Source organism: Variovorax sp. GW821-FHT09D05 (assembly GCF_059416325.1).
Map to the genome: position 1 here is coordinate 24,756 of NZ_JBWKOZ010000017.1, position 18,733 is coordinate 43,488.

Annotated in this window: 16 protein-coding genes; 10 read left to right on the forward strand and 6 right to left on the reverse strand. The window is 68.0% G+C overall.

What is annotated here, in order from left to right; all coding sequences use genetic code 11:
• Window positions 1–18 precede the first annotated feature (18 nt).
• From hutI to hutG, 3 genes are read left to right on the forward strand one after another with little or no spacing between them, the layout of a single operon-like run.
• Window positions 19–1,245, forward strand: coding sequence for an imidazolonepropionase (gene hutI / locus AC07O3_RS32825; protein ID WP_495341341.1), 1,227 nt, complete (start codon window positions 19–21; stop codon window positions 1,243–1,245).
• The gene (locus AC07O3_RS32830; RefSeq protein WP_495341342.1) at window positions 1,242–2,624 is read left to right on the forward strand and encodes a formimidoylglutamate deiminase; all 1,383 of its coding nucleotides are present in this window, start codon (window positions 1,242–1,244) and stop codon (window positions 2,622–2,624) included. The genes hutI and AC07O3_RS32830 overlap by 4 nt, the downstream gene beginning before the upstream one ends.
• 7 nt (window positions 2,625–2,631) lie before the next feature.
• Entirely contained in the window at window positions 2,632–3,456 is an 825-nt protein-coding gene (gene hutG / locus AC07O3_RS32835; RefSeq protein WP_097197446.1) for an N-formylglutamate deformylase, read from the forward strand.
• A 12-nt stretch (window positions 3,457–3,468) separates the two neighbouring features.
• On the opposite strand, the gene AC07O3_RS32840 is transcribed toward hutG, so the two are convergent.
• Window positions 3,469–5,328 (reverse strand): DUF1963 domain-containing protein, encoded by a 1,860-nt coding sequence (locus AC07O3_RS32840; RefSeq protein ID WP_495341343.1) that lies wholly within the window; start codon window positions 5,326–5,328, stop codon window positions 3,469–3,471.
• 113 nt (window positions 5,329–5,441) lie between these two features.
• Here AC07O3_RS32840 and AC07O3_RS32845 point away from each other — a divergent pair, with 113 nt between their 5' ends.
• Window positions 5,442–6,494, forward strand: coding sequence for a homocysteine S-methyltransferase family protein (locus AC07O3_RS32845; RefSeq protein ID WP_093059252.1), 1,053 nt, complete (start codon window positions 5,442–5,444; stop codon window positions 6,492–6,494).
• A gap of 78 nt (window positions 6,495–6,572) precedes the next feature.
• Window positions 6,573–7,304, forward strand: a complete 732-nt coding sequence (locus AC07O3_RS32850; protein ID WP_097197443.1) for an SH3 domain-containing protein — start codon at window positions 6,573–6,575, stop codon at window positions 7,302–7,304.
• Window positions 7,305–7,315: 11 nt separating this feature from the next.
• Here AC07O3_RS32850 and curA read toward each other — a convergent pair whose 3' ends face one another.
• The 3 genes from curA to AC07O3_RS32865 all read right to left on the reverse strand — a co-directional run bounded on the left by curA (window position 7,316) and on the right by AC07O3_RS32865 (window position 10,053).
• Window positions 7,316–8,350 carry an NADPH-dependent curcumin/dihydrocurcumin reductase gene (gene curA / locus AC07O3_RS32855; protein ID WP_495341344.1) on the reverse strand — a complete coding sequence of 345 codons (1,035 nt, stop codon included), beginning with the start codon at window positions 8,348–8,350 and terminating at the stop codon, window positions 7,316–7,318.
• Window positions 8,351–8,466: 116 nt separating this feature from the next.
• Window positions 8,467–9,087, reverse strand: a complete 621-nt coding sequence (locus tag AC07O3_RS32860) for a TetR/AcrR family transcriptional regulator (RefSeq protein WP_495341345.1) — start codon at window positions 9,085–9,087, stop codon at window positions 8,467–8,469.
• A gap of 33 nt (window positions 9,088–9,120) precedes the next feature.
• On the reverse strand, window positions 9,121–10,053 hold the full coding sequence (locus AC07O3_RS32865) for a LysR family transcriptional regulator (protein WP_093059259.1): 933 nt from the start codon (window positions 10,051–10,053) through the stop codon (window positions 9,121–9,123).
• Window positions 10,054–10,154: 101 nt separating this feature from the next.
• On the opposite strand from AC07O3_RS32865, the gene AC07O3_RS32870 reads away from it, so the two are divergent.
• Window positions 10,155–10,598 (forward strand): PACE efflux transporter, encoded by a 444-nt coding sequence (locus AC07O3_RS32870; protein ID WP_093081758.1) that lies wholly within the window; start codon window positions 10,155–10,157, stop codon window positions 10,596–10,598.
• Here the strand turns inward: AC07O3_RS32870 and AC07O3_RS32875 are convergent.
• Together AC07O3_RS32875 and AC07O3_RS32880 are read right to left on the reverse strand one after the other, a co-directional pair.
• Entirely contained in the window at window positions 10,588–11,517 is a 930-nt protein-coding gene (locus AC07O3_RS32875; protein WP_495341346.1) for a lipase secretion chaperone, read from the reverse strand. The two genes, AC07O3_RS32870 and AC07O3_RS32875, sit on opposite strands and share 11 nt — an antisense overlap.
• A gap of 7 nt (window positions 11,518–11,524) precedes the next feature.
• Window positions 11,525–12,496: an esterase/lipase family protein gene (locus AC07O3_RS32880; RefSeq protein WP_495341366.1), complete on the reverse strand. Its 972-nt coding sequence runs from the start codon at window positions 12,494–12,496 to the stop codon at window positions 11,525–11,527.
• Window positions 12,497–12,720: 224 nt separating this feature from the next.
• On the opposite strand from AC07O3_RS32880, the gene metH reads away from it, so the two are divergent.
• Genes metH through AC07O3_RS32900 form a run of 4 tightly spaced genes read left to right on the forward strand, consistent with a single transcriptional unit; the run spans window position 12,721 to window position 18,731 of the window.
• Window positions 12,721–15,459, forward strand: a complete 2,739-nt coding sequence (gene metH / locus AC07O3_RS32885) for a methionine synthase (protein WP_093059265.1) — start codon at window positions 12,721–12,723, stop codon at window positions 15,457–15,459.
• Between the two features lie 52 nt (window positions 15,460–15,511).
• Window positions 15,512–17,341: an ArnT family glycosyltransferase gene (locus AC07O3_RS32890; protein ID WP_495341347.1), complete on the forward strand. Its 1,830-nt coding sequence runs from the start codon at window positions 15,512–15,514 to the stop codon at window positions 17,339–17,341.
• Complete coding sequence (locus tag AC07O3_RS32895; protein ID WP_495341348.1) at window positions 17,338–18,333, forward strand: glycosyltransferase family 2 protein; 996 nt, start codon at window positions 17,338–17,340, stop codon at window positions 18,331–18,333. The genes AC07O3_RS32890 and AC07O3_RS32895 overlap by 4 nt, the downstream gene beginning before the upstream one ends.
• A complete protein-coding gene (locus AC07O3_RS32900; protein ID WP_426391055.1) occupies window positions 18,330–18,731 on the forward strand; it encodes a GtrA family protein in 402 nt (133 codons plus the stop codon). The genes AC07O3_RS32895 and AC07O3_RS32900 overlap by 4 nt, the downstream gene beginning before the upstream one ends.
• The last annotated feature ends 2 nt before the right edge of the window (window positions 18,732–18,733 follow it).

The following is an 18,733-nucleotide window of genomic DNA, read 5'->3' on the forward strand; positions in this document are numbered from 1 at the left end:
GCAAAGACAGGAAAGACGATGAAACCCGCCAACGAATTCCCTTCGGCCGACGGCCTCTGGACCGGTCTACGCCTCGCCACCGATGCCGGGGCGGAAGCTGCCATCGTGGTGGAGCAGGGCGCGATCCGCTGGGTCGGCGCGCGCAGCGCACTGCCTGAAGGGTTCGCGGGCCTTGCGCTGCACGACGGCGGCGGCGCGCTCGTCACGCCGGGCCTGGTCGATTGCCACACGCACCTGGTCTACGGCGGCCAGCGCGCCAACGAGTTCGCAATGCGGCTTGCGGGCGCTACGTACGAAGAAGTGGCGAAGGCTGGTGGCGGCATCGTCTCGTCGGTGCGCGCCACGCGCGAGGCCGATGAAGACACGCTCTTCGCGCAGGCCGCGTCGCGGCTCGAACAGTTGCTGGCCGACGGCGTGTGCGCCATCGAGATCAAGTCGGGCTACGGCCTTTCGCTGGAACACGAGCGCAAGCAACTGCGCGTGGCGCGGCGCCTGGGCGACGCCTATGGCGTGACGGTGCGCACCACCTTCCTCGGCGCGCACGCGCTGCCGCCCGAATACGCAGACCGCAGCGGCGACTACATCGACCTCGTCTGCAACGAGATGCTGCCCGCGCTGGCGGCCGAAGGGCTGGTCGATGCGGTCGACGTGTTCTGCGAACGCATCGCCTTCTCGCTCGAGGAAACCGGGCAGGTCTTCAAGGCCGCACAGGCGCTGGGCCTGCCGGTGAAGCTGCATGCCGAGCAGTTGTCGGACATGGGCGGCGCGGCACTGGCCGCGCGCTATGGGGCGCTCTCGTGCGACCACATCGAACACCTGTCGGCCGAAGGCATCGAGGCGATGCGCAAGTCGGGCACGGTGGCCGTGCTGCTGCCCGGCGCGTACTACACGCTGCGCGACACGCACCTGCCGCCCATCGCCGCGCTGCGCGCTGCGGCCGTGCCGATGGCGGTGTCCACCGACCACAACCCCGGCACCTCGCCGGCACTGAGCCTGCTGCTGATGGTGAACATGGCCTGCACGCTGTTCCGCCTCACCGTGCCCGAGGCGCTCGACGGCGTCACGGTGCATGCCGCGCGCGCGCTGGGCCTGCAGGACACGCACGGCGCCATCGCGCCAGGCATGCCCGCCAACTTCGTGCTGTGGAACGTGCGCGAAGCCGCCGAACTCGCCTACTGGTTTGGCCAGCAGCCCGTGCGCGCGGTGGTGAGGCAGGGCCGCATCGCCATCGGAGCCAAGGAATGACACAAACGCTTTTTGCAGCCGATGCGCTGCTGCCCGAAGGCTGGGCCAGAAACGTCCTGCTGACGTGGAACGATGCGGGCCAGCTCACGCAGGTGCAAGCAGGTGCGCAACGGCCTGCCGACACGCAAGCCGCCAACGGCCCCGTGATCCCCGGCATGCCCAACCTGCATTCGCACGCCTTCCAGCGCGCCTTTGCCGGCCTTACCGAACACCGCGCCGAGCAGCAGGACAGCTTCTGGAGCTGGCGCACGCTGATGTACCGCTTTGCCGCGCGCCTCGGCCCGCAGCACATGGAAGCCATCGCCACCTGGCTCTATGCCGAGATGCTCGAAGCGGGCTACACCAGCGTGTGCGAGTTCCAGTACGTGCATCACGACGTGGACGGCCGTCCGTATGCCGACGACGCGACGCTGAGCCTCGCCCTGCTGCGCGCGGCGAAGAAGACCGGTATCGGCTTCACGCTGCTGCCGGTGCTCTACCAGACCGGCGGCTTCGGCGACCTGCCGCCCACCGAGGGGCAGCGCCGCTTCATCCGCTCGACCGATTCGATGCTGCGCCTGCTCGAAGCGCTCAAGCCGGTTTGCGACGCGCAGGGCGCACGCCTCGGCCTGGCACCGCATTCGCTGCGCGCAGTGCCGCCCGAAGGCTTGCGCGATGCGATCGCGGGGCTCGAAGCCATCGACCGCACCGCGCCCATCCACATCCACATTGCCGAGCAGACGAAGGAAGTGGACGACTGCGTGGCCTGGAGCGGCCTGCGTCCGGTCGAGTGGCTGCTCGATCACGCGCCGGTCGATGCGCGCTGGTGCCTCGTGCACGCCACGCACATGAACGACGCCGAGTACGAATACGCGGCCCAGAGCGGCGCGATCGCGGGCCTGTGCCCGACGACCGAAGCCAACCTCGGCGACGGCATCTTCGACTTCGCCAAATGGCGCAGCCACGGCGGCGCATGGGGCGTGGGCTCGGACAGCCACGCCAGCGTGAACGCGGCCGAAGAGCTGCTGATGCTCGAATACAGCCAGCGTCTGGCCAGGCGCCAGCGCAACGTCGGCGCCAGCGCGGCGCAGCCGCATGTAGCGACCGCGCTCACACTCGAGGCGGTGCAGGGCGGTGCGCAGGCATCGGCCCGCGCCGTCGGTGGGCTTGCAGCGGGGCAGCAGGCCGACTTCGCCGTGCTCGACGCCTCGCACCTCGCGCTGCAGGGCCTGCTTGCGCCCGATATGCTCTCGGCCCACGTCTTCGCGAGCCATCGCACCTCGGCCGTCGACACCGTCTGGGTGGCGGGCCGCGCGCGCGTATCGGCCGGCCGCCATGCGCTGCACGACGAAGCCGCGGCCGCCTTCGTGGCCGCGCGCACCCAACTACTCAAGGATTGACTCCACCATGGCCTTCACCACCGCCGAACCGCCATTCCGCTTCCGCCAGGGCACGCGCCCGCTGCTCATTTCGATGCCGCACGTCGGCACGCACGTGCCGCCCGCGCTGGCTGCCCGCCTCACGGAGGAAGCGCGCCATGTGCCCGACACCGACTGGCACCTCGAACGGCTCTACGACTTCGCCGACGAACTCGGTGCCTCGGTGCTCGTGGCCACGCACTCGCGCTACGTGATCGACCTGAACCGTCCGCCGGACGGCGCGAGCCTTTACCCGGGACAGAGCGTCACCGGCCTGTGCCCGGTCGACACCTTCGACGACACGCCGGTGTATGCCAACCCCGGCGATCTGCCGGGCGATGCGGAAACCGCCGAGCGCCGCGATGCCATCTGGCAGCCCTATCACGCGAAGCTGGCCGAAGAACTCGCGCGCATCCGAGCGCAGCATGGCGTGGCCGCGCTGTGGGACGCGCACTCGATCCGCTCGGTGCTGCCGCGTTTCTTCGAAGGCAAGCTGCCCGACCTGAACCTGGGCACCGGCAAGGGCATCAGCTGCGACCCGGCGCTGGCGCAGACGCTGCTGGGCATCGCCGAAGGCGCCACCGGCTACACGGGAGTGCTCAATGGCCGCTTCACCGGTGGCTACATCACGCGCAACTACGGCAACCCTGCGCAGAACGTGCACGCGGTGCAGCTGGAGATGACGCAGAGCAGCTACATGCAGGAGGCCTTGCCCTTCGACTATCTGCCCGAGGTGGCGGCGGGCGTGCAGCCGCACGTGCGGCGCATGATCGAGGCGGTGCTGGCGTTCGCCGAATCGCGCGCGGCGCGCTGAGCGGCCGCAGGCTCAACTGCTTTCCAGGCTCGCGAAAGTCCTGGAGAAATCGCCGAGTGCCAGGTCCTTCATGTGGATGCTGAAGCTCAGCGTGCCCGCATCCCAGAAGCAGAAGCCGCGCCGGTTGTCCGACTCGAGCATCAGCAGGTTGACCCATTCGCCAGGCAGGCCGCCGCGCTCGGCCGATGCCTGCTCCTCGGGCGATTCGTGCTGCGTGAACACGTGCGCGTTGACGAGGTGGCAGTCCTCGCTCTTGCCCGAAAGCTCTTCCTGCAGCGCCCAGTAGGCCTTCTGCAGCTTGTCGTCGTCCTCGATGTTCAGCAGCACCGCGTCGCGGCCGGTCAGGCGGTCGCGCGCGTTGTAGAGGCTCGGCACCGACACGGTGGCAGTGGCGACGGCCTTGAAGCCGGGAAACGCGTCGCCGTTCTCGAACGTGGCGTCGTCCGGGTAGACGTAAGTCTCTAGCGACGAGGCGGGGGCGGTCGAGTGGATCACCCGGTGCTTGTGCAGCTCCTCCTGGTCCTCGCCGAAAAAGTAGAGCATGCCGTCGCGCGGCAGCCAGGGCTGAAACCCGGCCACGTCGGCCAGGCGCAGTTGCGCATAGAAGCGCCAGTGCGTGCCGTCTTCCGCACGGGGAAATTCGATGTCCGGCGGAAGGTCGGGTGCGCCGCCGAAGCGCGTGTTGCCCTTCTGCGCATAGTCTTCCGGCTCGGTGGTGCGGTAGCGCACGGTGTTGCGGGCCAGGCGCAGCAGCGCGGGCAGGTAGCGCTTGAGCTTGTGCCGGGCGCAGGCGGCTTCCAGGATCGCCGCGTGTTCCGCGCTGGCGCGCGCCAGGAAGCTTTCGGGCGCCACCGCCACGTCGACGTCCGGGCGATAGCGGATGTCGAGATACAGCGCCTTGAGCTTGTTCTCGAGCGTGACCTTCTTGATTTTCTTCAGCGACGCCGGCAGCGACACGAAGGGATTCTTCTCGACGTTCAGCAAGGTCAGCACCGGCAGGTGGCCGACGCATTCGGGCAGCGTGGCGAGTGCGTTGCCGGGCAGCACCAGCCGTTGCAGCCGCGAGAGGCGGCCGATGCTGTCGGGCAGGTCGCGCAGCTTGCCGTACTGCAGGAACAGCGCTTCCAGCTGCTCGAGCGCGCCGAAGTTCTCGGGCAGGTGCTCGATGGCCGAGCCGCGCACGAACAGCTCCTTCAACGACGAGAGCGAACAGAATTCGTCCGGCAAGGCTGTGAAGGGCGCGTGCGCCGGCGACATGAACTGCAGCGACAGGAACTCGAGGTTCCTGAAGCGCAGGATCTCGGGCGGGAAGGCCTCGATCTTCGGTGTGTCGCCTTGCCACGGCTGCCGGATCAGCAGCCGCCGCACCCGTTCGGGCGGCACCTCGGCAGCCTCCTCGAGGCTGATGTACGTGTGCGGCTGCAATGTCACTTCACCCGGCTCGAAAGCCTTGCGGACGTGGGTGGGAACGCTCTTGCTGTCGTCGTAGCGCGAACGCATCGTGCCGCGCAGCTCGACCGACGAAGGCGTCAGCGTCACTGTGCCGTGGAAGCTGTCGAGCGCGAAGCCGCGCTCGTACAGGTGAAAGTCGAAGGTGGCCGGCTGGTTTTGCGGCATCTGCACGATGCGCAGCGGCTCGCCGGTCTTGTCGTGGAAGAAGAACGCGCCGTAGGTGCCGAACTGCGGCGCGATCAAGCCCTGCGAGGGGTTGTCCACGTCGTCGGGCTGGAAGGCGGGTGCATGCAGCGCCGCATCGAACGCGACCGGGGCCGTGTGCAGCTGGAACTGCATGCCCCCATCGACGAAGCTGGCCGAGGATTGCGCGGTGAACGCGAAGTGCGCGTCGCCGACCTGGAAGATGTCTTCTTGCATGGAGATGAAAGCGTCGGGTGCCTGCGTCCAACCTTGCCAGACCGGCAAGGCATGGACAAGGCCAAGTCCCGGGGCAGAGCGGGGCGATGGGCTGGTTTCTACAATCGGAGCTTATGAAGCCCCTTGTTTACACCCGCGGCCAGGCCCTGGCCGGCATCCTCGCCAAGCGTATCGCCATCCTCGACGGCGCCATGGGCACGATGATCCAGCGCTTCAAGCTCACCGAGGAGCAGTACCGCGGCGAGCGCTTCAAGGACTTCGATCGCGACATCAAGGGCAACAACGAGCTGCTGTCGCTCACGCGGCCCGACGTGATTCGCGACATCCACGAGAGCTACCTCGCGGCCGGCGCCGACCTGATCGAGACCAACACCTTCGGCGCGACCACCATCGCGCAGGAGGACTACAAGATGGCTCACCTCGCGCGCGAGATGAATCTCGAATCCGCCAAGCTGGCGCGCGCGGCCTGCGACAAGTTCAGCACGCCCGACAAGCCGCGCTTCGTGGCCGGCGCGCTTGGCCCGACGCCCAAGACGGCGAGCATCAGCCCCGACGTGAACGACCCGGGCGCGCGCAACGTCAACTTCGAGGAACTGCGCGCGGCCTACTACGAGCAGACCGAAGCGCTGGTCGAAGGCGGCGCCGACGTGATCCTAGTCGAGACCATCTTCGACACGCTCAACGCCAAGGCCGCACTGTTCGCGGTCGACGAGTATTTCGACAACAGCGGCCAGCGCCTGCCGCTCATCATCAGCGGCACGGTGACCGACGCCTCGGGCCGCATCCTCAGCGGCCAGACCGTCACCGCCTTCTGGCATAGCGTGCGCCATGCGCAGCCGCTGGCCATTGGCCTGAACTGCGCGCTGGGCGCGGCGCTGATGCGCCCGTACATCCAGGAGCTGGCGCGTGTGGCCGGCGACACCTTCATCAGCTGCTACCCGAACGCGGGCCTGCCCAATCCGATGAGCGACACGGGCTTCGACGAGACGCCCGACGTGACCTCGCGGCTGCTGCACGAGTTCGCGGCCGAGGGGCTGGTGAACATCGTGGGTGGCTGCTGCGGCACCACGCCGGACCACATCGCGGCCATCGGCAAGGCTGTGGCGCCAGTGGCAGGCCGCGTGCTGGGCAGCAACAACGCGGGCTTCTACAAGGAAGCCGCGTAAGCACCACTCCGGTCGCGCCCGCGGCCGATTGACAGGCTCTTGGCCCCCGGCCTACGCTGGGGCGCAAGGAGCCTACCCATGAACACACTCGTCCCGCGCTGGATCGGCATTGGCGCACTGGCATTGCTGCTTCCGCTCGCGGCCGCGGCGCAACAGGCCTTCACGCGTGGCGCGGTCAACATGCGCGCCGGGCCCTCGGGCGACTATCCGTTGGTGGCGCGGCTCGGGCCGGGCCAGCCGCTCGACGTGGTCGGCTGCACCAGCGGCTATGGCTGGTGCGACGTGGTGCTGCCCGACGGCGGGCGCGGCTGGGTCTGGTCGCGCAACCTCGACTACGCATATCAGGAGCAGCGCGTGCCGCTGGCCACCTACGGCGCGGTGATCGGCGTGCCGATCATCGGCTTCGCGATCGGCAGCTACTGGGCCGACTACTACCGCGACCGGCCGTGGTACGGCGACCGGCGCTGGTGGGGCGGCCGGCCGCCTCCGCCACCCATGGCGGGCTGGCGTCCACCGCCGCCGGTGAGGCCGGGATGGCAGCCGCACCCGTGGCGGCCGGGGCCGGGTTTCCGGCCGCCAGGGCCCGGGTTCCGCCCACCACCCGGGCCTGGATTCCGCCCGCCGCACGATCCCGGCATCAGGCCGCCGCGGCCGCAGCCGGGCTTTCGTCCCGGGCCTCCGCCCGGCGTGGCACATCCACACCCCGGCGGCCGGCCGAGGCCCGGTGGGGGCGGCGGCGAACGCCCGCATGGCGGTGGCGGACACGGCGGCGGACATGGTGGCGGCCATGGAGGTGGCCACCGGCCCTGAAGGCGCGTGCGTCAGCCCTCGGCGACGTGCACGACGCGCTTGCCGAAGTTGCGCCCCTCCAGCAGGCCGATGAGCGCAGCCGGCGCGTTATCCAGCCCGTCGACCCGGTCCTCGCGCAGCGTCACGCGGCCCGCATCGACCCATTCGCCCATCTCGCGCCGGAAGGCGTCGAAGCGGTCGCCGTAGTGGTCGAGGATGACGAAGCCCTGCATGCGGATGCGCTTCTGCAGCAGCGCCGCCATCAGCAGCGGCAGCCGGTTCGGGCCGGACGGCAGCTTCTCGTTGTTGTAGTCGGCGATGTGCCCGCACACCGGCACGCGCGCGCCGATGTTGAGCAGCGGCAGCACCGCGTCGAACACTGCGCCGCCGACGTTCTCGAAGTAGACGTCGATGCCCTTGGGGCACGCGGTCGCGAGGCGCGATGCGAACTCCGGGTCATGGCGGTCGAGGCAGGCGTCGAAGCCCAGTGTTTCGACCGCGTAGCGGCACTTGTCCGCACCGCCCGCGATGCCGACCACGCGCGCGCCCTTGAGCTTGGCGATCTGCCCGACCACCGAGCCGACCGCGCCGGTCGCCGCGGCCACGACAACGGTGTCGCCCGGTTTCGGCTGGCCGATGTCGAGCAGGCCGACGTAGGCGGTGAAGGCAGGCATGCCGAGCCCGCCCAGCGCCAGCGAAGGCTGCGCCATCTCGCCGAGCGGGAGCAGGTCCTGGCCGTCGGACAGCGCGTAGTCCTGCCAGCCGGCGTTGCCGAGCACGAGATCGCCGGGGCGGAACTGCGGGTGCTTTGAGGCGACGACGCGGTTCACCGTGCCACCCGGCATCGGCTCGCCCAGCGGCACCGAGGCCGCATAGACCGGTGCGACCTCGTCCATCAGCTGGCGCATGTACGGATCGAGCGAGAGATGCAGCGTGCGCAGCAGCACCTGGCCTTCGCCGGGCGTGGGGACGGGAGTCTCGTCGAGGCGGAAGTCGCCCGGTGTCGGCAGGCCGCGCGGGCGTGCGGCAAGGACGATGCGGCGGTTGAGGATGTCGCTTTGAGGCATGGGCTGGTGGCTCCTGTGGTGGTTGGGGATGCGGATCTGCGGAGGCGAATAGACCAGTCGTCTAGTGCATGAGCGAAAAAAAGCGGGAGCGCGTGCGCCTCCCGCTTCAGGCTTTTTCAGGTGTCCGGAGACAGGCCCAGCAGCTGCCGGGTGTCGCGCATGGCCATGTCCAGCGATGCGCGGTCGCGGGTGATCTTGGCCAGCAGGCTGGCGCCGAGCCATCGCTGGTAGAGCGCGACGGCGATTCCCTGCGCGTCCTGTTCCTTTGCTTGCGGCGCGGCCTGCAACGAGCCGTCGGCCCGGCCGGCTTCGATGCAGCGCGCCAGCCGGTCGGTGATGCCACTGGTGCCGCGCGCCAGCGCCGCGCGCATGCTCTCGGACAGGTCGCAGACCTCCGCGCCGAGCTTGACCACGAGGCAGCGGCTCTGCGCATCGTCGCCGGTCTGCGAGTCGAGCCAGTCGTCGAAGTAGCCGATCAGCCGTTGCGCGGCCGTGCCCGGTGCCTCGGTCAATAACGCGTCGGTACGCCCCAGGTATTCGGTGAAATAGGCTTCCAGCACGGCCTCGCCGAAGGCCTCCTTGGAGCCAAAGTAGTGATAGAACGAGCCCTTCGGCACCTTCGCCGCCGTCAGCACCTCGGCCAGTCCGACCCCGGTGAAGCCCCTTTGCAGCAACAGCGGATGGGCCACGTCGAGGATGTGCTGGCGGACGTCGGGAGTGGGGGCGATCGCGTTCATGGCCCGCACTCTAGCGGCTATTAGACCAGTCGTCTAGTCGCCTTGATCGCCGCCGGTCTTGGGGCTGCACTCACCGGCGGCTGCCCGGTCCTTCGCTATCAACTTCACGAAGCGCTGGGCTCCCAGGCCGAGTGGGCGCTCACGTGACCACACCACGTCCACCCACAGGTCCAGGCCGTTGCTGAGGTTCTCGAACGGAATCTCGATCAGCGCGCCCGCCGCCACATGCGGCTTTGCGAAGTTGCGCTGCAGCCAGCCCCAGCCCAGCCCGGCGGTGATCAGGCTCAGCGCGGCCAGTGCGTTGTCGGTGCGCCAGACATGGCGCGCGAACACGAAGCGCGGGTCGCTGGTGGTCAGGTCGCGCCCGGCCACGACGATCTGCCGGGTGTTCGTCAGGTGGTCCTCGCGCAGCCGGCCGCCGTTGGCCGCGAGAACGGGATGGTCCGGCGCGATGACCGCCACCATCAGGTCGCTGCCGACTTCCTGGAAGCCTTCGCGCCCGTCGAGGCTCGGGCGCTCGAACACCAACGCCAGCTGCGCGCGCCCGCTGTGCAGCAGCGCCAGTGCGTCGGCCTGCGGGGCCGCCAGAACCTCGACCTGCAGCAGCGGGTGCTCCCGTGCCAGTTCGGCCAGCGGGCCGCTCCAGCGCGCGGCCAGTAGTTCGGGCGCAATGGCCAGCGTGAGCCGGTCTTCCAGCCCCTGGGTCAGCGCCAGCGCCTGCACCTGCAGCTGCCTGAGCTGGGCCGCCAGCAGCCGCGCCTGCGGCTCCAGCGAGCGCGCGGCGGCGGTGGGCTGGGGCTCGCGGCCGCTGCGGTCGAACAACGGCAGGTCGAGCTCGGCCTCGAGGTTGGCGATGGCCATGCTCACGGCCGACGGCACCCTGTGCAGCGCCCGGGCGGCGGCCGAGAAGGAGCCGTGGTCGATCACGGCCAGGAAGACTTCGACGTTGTCGCTGGAAAAAGCCATGGCACCCGACCTATCAATAAAACTGAAACAAGTTAACTTTTTATATCAGCGGATGACACATAAAGTCCAGTCATCGCAGTAACGAAACCAAGAGAAGAGTCATGCAAGGCATTCAACGTCGCATCGTCTACATCAGCCTTTATGAGGGCATCGCCATCGTCGCTGCCAGCGCCGGGCTGGCATTGATGACGGACGCCGGCCTCGGCCATTCGGGCGTGCTGGCGGTGGCCGCCTCGGTCGTCGCGGTGATCTGGAACCTGGTCTTCAATTCGCTGTTCGAGCGCTGGGAGTCGCGCCAGGTCGTGCGCGGCCGCAGCCTGCGCCGCCGTATCGCCCACGCCATCGGCTTCGAGGGCGGGCTGGTTGCCTTCCTGGTGCCGATGTTCGCCTGGGGCCTGGGTGTGTCGCTCTGGCAGGCACTGGTGATGGACCTGGGGCTGGTGATCTTCTTCCTGGTCTACACCTTCGTCTTCAACTGGGCCTTCGACCGGGTGTTCGGCCTGCCGGCTTCTGCGGCGGCGAACAGCACGGTGGTCACGGCGTAGAGGGCGCCTTCTTCTTGTCGTTGGCGGCGCGGACTTCCAGTGCGGCCTGAAGCCGCAGCGCCTCCTGCGGCGTGAAGAGCTGGGCCTGCAACTGCGCCCGCGTGGCCTCGTCGGCTGCGGCATAGCGCGAGAGGCGGCTTTGCCAGTCTTGCTCCTGCTGGTCGAGCGTGGCCAGCCGCTGCGCTGCCTCGTAGCCGTACTGCTGGGAGCGCTCGGCAAAGCGCTCCTGGGGGCTCGCACCGCGTGCTTCCAGCGCCGCGGTCTGCTCGGCGACGCCCAGTTGCGCCGTGGTGGCAGCTCGGTCGGCTAGCTGCTCGGGCGTAAGCCAGTTCTTCTCGGTCTGCGCCAGCGCCTCGCGCTTCTGCTCGGGCGTCAGATCCTTGTTGCGCTCGATTTCCAGCTTCTCGACGCTGAAGCGGTCGAACTTCTCTTCGGCACCGAACAGGCCCTCGACCTCTTCGGGTGCGAAGTAGCGTGCCCGAATGCCCGCGCGCGCATCGAGGATCCTGCGCAGCCCGGCAGGGTCGCCGATGCTGGCCGCCGGCAGCGCCTCTAGCGCGTTGCGATAGTCGATGTAGCGCTCCAGCAGGCCCAGCCCGCGCACTCGCCATTCCGGCGGCAGGTACTTGTCGATCTTGGCGCGCATCTCGGCCATCAGGCCTTCCTTGTCCCTGGCCCGGCTGTCGTTCAACATCTGCTCGAAGATGCGCAGCAGGTCGGGCGTCAGCAGTGGGTCGGGGGCGTGGCTGTTGTTGCGCAGCGCGATGGCGGATGCTTCCGCCGCCGCGGGGTTGGTGGCCGGCGGCACCGAAGACGCGGCGACCGCTGGCGCTTCAGGCTCGCTGAGCTGCCACCACGCCACGCCTGCGGCCACCACCACCGCGACCGCCGCCAGCGGACGCAGGAGCTTCGGGAACATCGTCTCCTCAGAGGCCGAGCTGCTTCAGCTTCGCCGCCTGGTTGACGTACAGCGTCACCGGGCTCACCGAGAACAGGTCGCGCAACCCGAGCAGCTGATTGACTTCGTCCAGATGGTTCTGCCGGTAGCTGCCAAGGTAGGTGCCCAGATGCGAACTGCAGGCCGATGCCAACCCGTCGTTGGCTTCGCCGTGGACCGCGCTCAACAGTGACAGCGGGTAGTCGGAGGCGTCGAATACGTTGGTCAGCGGCTGGGTGCCCGACCAGGAGAAATACCGCACGCCGTTGACCAGCTCGGCCCCGTTGCCGCAGGCCGTGGTGGGCACGCCGTCGGGGAACTTGGCGTTGAACTTCGCCGAGCCCACGGTGTTCAGCGAATCGAGCGCGCCCAGCCCGTTCTGGGGCGAGTTGTTGCCCGAGAGAATGCCGAGCAGGCTGGAGAACGCGTTGACGGCGCTGACCACCACGGTCCGGCTGAGGCTGCCGGCCGGCAGCGTGTCGCCGAGCACGTCGGCCACCTTGCTGCCCTTGTGGGGGCTGCCTACCGTCGTGACGGAGGCCACCAGCTCCGGCGCCACGCCCGAGACGTAGCGCGCCGTGGGGCCGCCGTGCGAATGACCGATCAGGTTGACCTTGCTCGCGCCGGTGAGCGCCAGCACGTCCTTGACCTGCTTGAGCAGCTGCTCGCCGCGCACTTCGCTGCTGTTGGTGGCGGCCACTTCGGCGACGAAGACCTTGGCGCCCTGGGCACGCAGCTCACCGGGAATGCCGTACCAGTAGTCGATGCCCGCGATGGTGTCGAAGCCCAGCATGCCGTGCACCAGCACGATCGGGTAGGCCGTCTGCGCGGTCTTGCTCGTGGCTGCCTGGGCCGTCTGCACCAGGGGCGCGAAGGCCAGCACGCCGCACATCAGCAGCGCGCCGGCAGAGCGCCGCGCCGTACCGCTTTTCCTGCCCGTCGAAGCCAGAATCGTCTTCAGTCGAATCATCGGAACTCCCTGCAATTGGGTTGGATCGGTTTTGGGGATGCACGCAAAAAAGAACGAGCGTGCTCTTTTCATTCTGCGAAATCAGGGATTCGCTATCGATTCGGACTTACCCTTTCATGATTCAGACTTACTCCTTGCACGCTATCTGCTTGGGGGAGGGCGATAGACTCCCCCAACCCGCGCACGAATAACCGCTTTTGCCCTCGAGTCAAACCATGTCTTCCCCAATGCCCCCTCCCATGAAGCTGTCCGGCCTCGAACCGGTTGCCATCGGCGAGGGCACGCTGTTCGTCAACATCGGCGAGCGCACCAACGTCACGGGCTCCAAGGCCTTCGCGCGGATGATCCTGAACGGCCAGTTCGAAGAAGCCCTGGCCGTGGCGCGCCAGCAGGTCGAGAACGGCGCGCAGGTGATCGACATCAACATGGACGAGGCCATGCTCGACAGCAAGGCCGCAATGGTCCGCTTTCTCAACCTCATCGCCAGCGAACCCGACATCGCGCGCGTGCCGGTGATGGTCGACAGCTCGAAGTGGGAAGTCATCGAAGCCGGCCTGCGCTGCATCCAGGGCAAGGGCATCGTCAACTCCATCTCCATGAAGGAGGGGGTCGACAAGTTCAAGCACGAGGCCAAGCTGGTGAAGCGCTACGGCGCCGCCGCAGTGGTGATGGCCTTCGATGAAAAAGGCCAGGCCGACACCTACGCACGCAAGATCGAGATCTGCGAGCGCGCCTACCGCATCCTGGTCGACGAGGTGGGCTTCCCGCCCGAAGACATCATCTTCGACCCGAACATCTTCGCCATTGCCACCGGCATCGAGGAGCACGACAACTACGCGGTCGACTTCATCAACGCCGTGCGCTGGATCAAGGAGAACCTGCCGGGCGCCAAGGTGTCGGGCGGCGTTTCGAACGTGAGCTTCAGCTTCCGCGGCAACGACCCGGTGCGCGAAGCGATTCACACCGTGTTCCTGTACCACGCGATCAAGGCGGGCATGGACATGGGCATCGTCAACGCCGGCATGGTCGGCGTGTACGACGACCTCGAACCCGAACTGCGCGAGCGCGTCGAAGACGTGGTGCTCAACCGCCGCGCCGACGCCGGCGAGCGCCTCGTCGAAGTGGCCGAAACCGCCAAGAGCGGCGCCAAGGACGACAGCAAGAAGCTCGAATGGCGCGGCACGCCGGAGAACCCGGTGCACGTCAACCAGCGCCTGTCGCATGCCATGGTGCACGGCATCACCGACTTCATCGTCGAAGACACCGAAGAGGCCTACCAGCAGATCCTTGCGAAGGGCGGCCGCCCGCTGCACGTGATCGAAGGCCCGCTGATGGACGGCATGAACATCGTGGGCGACCTGTTCGGCCAGGGCAAGATGTTCCTGCCGCAGGTGGTGAAGTCGGCGCGTGTCATGAAGTCGGCCGTGGCCCACCTCATTCCCTACATCGAGGAAGAAAAGCGCCAGGACGAGGCAGCGGGCCGCGACGTGCGCACCAAGGGCAAGATCATCATCGCCACCGTGAAGGGCGACGTGCACGACATCGGCAAGAACATCGTCACCGTCGTGCTCCAGTGCAACAACTTCGAAGTGGTGAACATGGGCGTGATGGTCCCGTGCCACGAGATCCTGGCCAAGGCGAAGGTCGAGGGAGCGGACATCGTGGGCCTGTCGGGCCTCATCACGCCGAGCCTCGAAGAAATGCAGTACGTGGCCGGTGAGATGCAGAAGGACGACCACTTCCGCATCAAGAAGATTCCGCTGCTCATCGGCGGCGCCACCACCAGCCGCGTGCACACGGCCGTGAAGATCGCGCCGCACTACGAAGGCCCCGTGGTCTACGTGCCCGACGCCTCGCGCAGCGTGAGCGTGGCGCAGAGCCTGCTCTCCGACCAGGCCACCGCGTACATCGACGAGATCAACGCCGACTACGTCAAGGTGCGCCAGCAGCACGCCAACAAGAAGCAGGTGCCGATGTGGCCGCTGGCCAAGGCGCGCGCCAACAAGACCCCGATCGACTTCGCGAACTACCTGCCGCCGGTGCCCAAGTTCATTGGCCGGCGCGTGTTCAAGAACTTCGACCTGACCGATCTGGCCAAGTACATCGACTGGGGCCCGTTCTTCCAGACCTGGGACCTGGCCGGCCCGTTCCCGGCCATCCTGAAGGACGAGATCGTCGGCACCGAGGCCGTGCGCGTGTACGCCGATGGCCAGCGCATGCTCAAGCGCCTCATTGAAGGCCGCTGGCTCAGCGCGAGCGGCATCGTCGGCTTCTGGCCCGCCAACACGGTGAACGACGACGACATCGAGCTGTACACCGACGAGTCGCGCAGCGAGGTCGCGCTCACCTGGTACGGCATGCGCCAGCAGACCGAGAAGCAGATGATCGACGGTGTGATGCGCCCCAGCCGCTGCCTGTCCGACTTCGTCGCGCCCAAGGACAGTGGCGTGAAAGACTACGTCGGCATGTTCGCCGTCACCGCCGGCCTGGGCGTCGAGAAAAAAGAGAAGTACTTCATCGACGACCTCGACGACTACTCGGCCATCATGCTCAAGGCCCTGGCCGACCGGCTGGCCGAGGCCTTCGCCGAGTCGCTGCACCACCGCGTGCGCACCGATCTCTGGGGCTACGCGAGCGACGAAAGCCTGAGCAACGACGACATGATCGCGGAGAAGTACCGTGGCATCCGCCCCGCGCCCGGCTACCCGGCCTGCCCCGACCACAGCGTGAAGCGCCCCATGTTCGACCTTCTGGCCTGCGCGGACATTGGCATGACCCTGACGGAAAGCCTCGCTATGATGCCCGCCGCCAGCGTGAGTGGTTTCTACCTGAGCCACCCCGATTCGACGTACTTCAACGTCGGCAAGATCGGACACGATCAGTTGCAGGACCAGGCCGCGCGGCGCAAGGAGAGCGAGTCCGATCTCGAGCGTCTGCTGGCGCCCAATCTTTGAACCTGCCGGCCGGCGCGGCCGCCCGGCGCCGGGAGTTGTTATTCAGAAGCTGATGTTTGCAGCCGCGCACTACGCGGCACTGGCGGTTTTCGTGTTCAGCTGCTGGGGTTACGGCCGCGCATTGCTGGGCCGCATGGCCCCGCCGCCGCGCCGCGACGCGGGGCTCGAAGCCGCCATGGCCGTGGCGCTGGGCGTCGGCCTTTTCATCTGCGCCTTCCAGGCGCTGGCCATCTTCGGGGCCTTCAAGATGGGCGCGACCGTGGCGCTTGTCGTGGCGGGCTTCGTTGCGGCGGCGATCCAGCTGCCGTCGTGGCTGCGCGAGCGGCGTGCCCTGCGCGCGAACGAACCCGCCGCGCCGTGGACCTACTTCGAACGCGTCGCGATGATCGCACTGGCTCTGGTCGCATTACCCGCGCTGGTAGCGCCGCTCGCGCCGCCGATCGCCTTCGACGAGCTGATGTACCACCTGCCCTATGCGCGCCAGGTCGCGCAGCAGGGCTCGCTGGGCATCCACGACTGGCTGCGCTACCCCTGGTTCCCGTACAACTACAACCTGCTCTACGCCGCCGCACTGCAGGTCGGCGACGACGTGCTGCCGCACTTCCTCAATGCACTGGCGGGCGCCCTGTCGGTGGTGATGATCTTCCGCCTCGGCGTCCTGCACGCCAACCGGCTCACCGCCTGCATCGGCGCGGCCATCTGGCTGGGGCTTGGCGATTATTCGAACGCACTGATCGACATGGGCGTGGCGCTGTTCGTGCTGTCGGCCTGCGTGGCGCTGTGGTGGTGGCGCGAGTCGGAGCCCGGCAAGCCCGTGCACGGCGGCATGCGCTGGCTCGGCGTGGCCGCGTTCTGCCTCGGCGTGGCTGCGGGCTCGAAGTACCAGGCGCTGATCTTCCTGCCGCTGGTGGCGCTGTTCGTCATTCGCCACGAGCGCCGGCCCCAGGCTTGGGCGCTGGTGTTCGTCTGCTTCCTGATTCCCTGCCTCTATTGGTACGCGCGCAACGCCGTCATGACGGGCGACCCGTTCAACCCTATCGGTGCGCGCGTGTTCGGCTTCACCGAGTGGACGCCGGCCGACTACGTGCAGCAGGTGGCGGACGTGCGCGTGCACGCCGAACTGCCCAATGCGCTGATCTGGTCCGTGTTCTTCGCGCCGTTCAGCGTGCTGTGGAAGCGCTCCGCGGCCGTGCGCGCCGCCGGTTGGTTCTGCCTTTACTCGGTGGTGGTCTGGGTCGTGACCTCGCGCTATCCGCGCTACCTGACGGCCTCGTTCCCGCTGCTGGCCGCCATCGCGGCCATCGGCTGGCAGGTGCTGTTCGGCTGGGCCGCATCGGGCTTGCGCCGCATGTTCGGTGCGAAGGAGAAGACGCAGGATGCCGGCACCGTCGCAACGGGCTCGATGAGCCGCGACACCGCGCGTTCCGGCGCCCGCGCGGGCGACTGGGTGTTGGTGCTGCTGCTGGCCGTGCTGGCCGCCGTGTCGGTGCGCCAGACCGCGGTGAAGGTGTCGATGGTCTCGATCACCCCGGAAGCCCGCGATGCCGTGCTGCGCAAGCACGTGCCGGGCTATGCAGTCATGGACTACCTGCGCCGCACGGCCACCGGCCGCGTCTACCAGATCGCGCTGAACGAGGCGATCTACTACGGCCCCAACCCCATCTGGGGCGACACGCTCGGGCCGTGGCGCTACACCGACTTCGGGCGCCTGTCGGGCGGCGATCTCGCGCGCAAGCTCGGTGGCCTGGGCTTTGTTGCGGTCGTCCTGCCGGACAGCGTGGTGCCCGTATTCAGCGCGCGCGTCGACTTCGACAAGTACTTCGCCGTCGAATACGAGAAGGACGGCAGCCGGGTCTACCGTATCCTTCCCGCCGCACCATGACCGACGCCAATTTCCCCACCACCCACGGCAGCAGCGGCCTGCGCATTGCCGCGGTGATCCCCTGCTACAACGAGGCGCTAGCCATCGCCCAGGTGGTGGCGGGCTTTCGCGCTGCGCTGCCAGAGGCCGAGATCCACGTCTTCGACAACAACTCCAGCGACGACACGGCCGCCGTGGCGCGCGCGGCCGGCGCCATCGTCACGCACGTGACCCTGCGCGGCAAGGGCAACGTGGTGCGGCGCATGTTCGCCGACGTCGATGCCGACGTGTACGTGATGGTCGACGGCGACGCCACCTACGACGCCGGCGCCGCGCGCCGGCTCATCGACCGGCTGGTGAGCGATAACCTCGACATGGTGGTCGGCAGCCGCGTGGACGACGGCCAGGACGCGCACACCTATCGCACCGGCCACCGCCTGGGCAACCGCATGCTCACGGGCGCCGTGGCGCAGCTGTTCGGCGGAGGCCTGAGCGACATGCTCTCGGGCTACCGCGTGTTTTCGCGGCGCTATGCCAAGTCGTTCCCGGCGCTGTCGCGCGGCTTCGAGACCGAAACCGAACTCACCGTACACGCGCTCGAACTGCGCATGCCCTATGCCGAGGAAAGCACCGCCTACAGCACGCGCCCCGAAGGCTCGGTCAGCAAGCTCTCGACCTACCGCGACGGCTGGCGCATCCTCAAGACCATCTGCAAGCTGTTCGTGAGCGAGCGGCCGCTGCAGTTCTTCTCGATCATCGGGGGGCTGCTGGTGCTGATGTCGGTCGCGCTGGTCTTGCCGCTCGTCATGACCTACATGCACACCGGCCTGGTGCCCCGGCTCCCCACGGCGGTGCTGGCCACGGGTGCGATGCTGGCTGCCATGCTGTCCTTCGTGTGCGGCGTTGTCATGCAGGCCATCACGCTGGGGCGACGGGAGGCCAAGCGGCTGAGCTATCTCGCGATTCCTAGCGTGCGCGAGCAGGCGGCCCGCGGCACGCGCACTTCACGATGAAGATCGGACGCGAGTTCCTCTCCTTCGCCCTCGTCGGTGTGATCGGGCTCGTGGTCGACGTGGTCGTGCTGTATCTGCTGGCGCCGCTGCTGGGTTGGTACGGCGCGCGGGTGGTGTCGTTTCTTGCAGCGGCGACCACCACCTGGGCCTTCAACCGCCGCTACACCTTCGCGGCCAGCGCATCGGCTGGCAGCTCCCTCTGGCGCGAGTACCTGGGCTACCTGGCGACTATGGCGGCCGGCGCGGTGCTGAACTACGGCGCCTATGTGCTGACGCTGCATTGGGTCGAAGGGCGCTGGGCCGCTGCCCTGGGCGTGGCGCTGGGCAGCCTCGCCGGCATGAGCGCCAACTTCCTGTCGGCGCGCTACCTGGTCTTTCGCTCGCACCGCGGCGGCTGAGG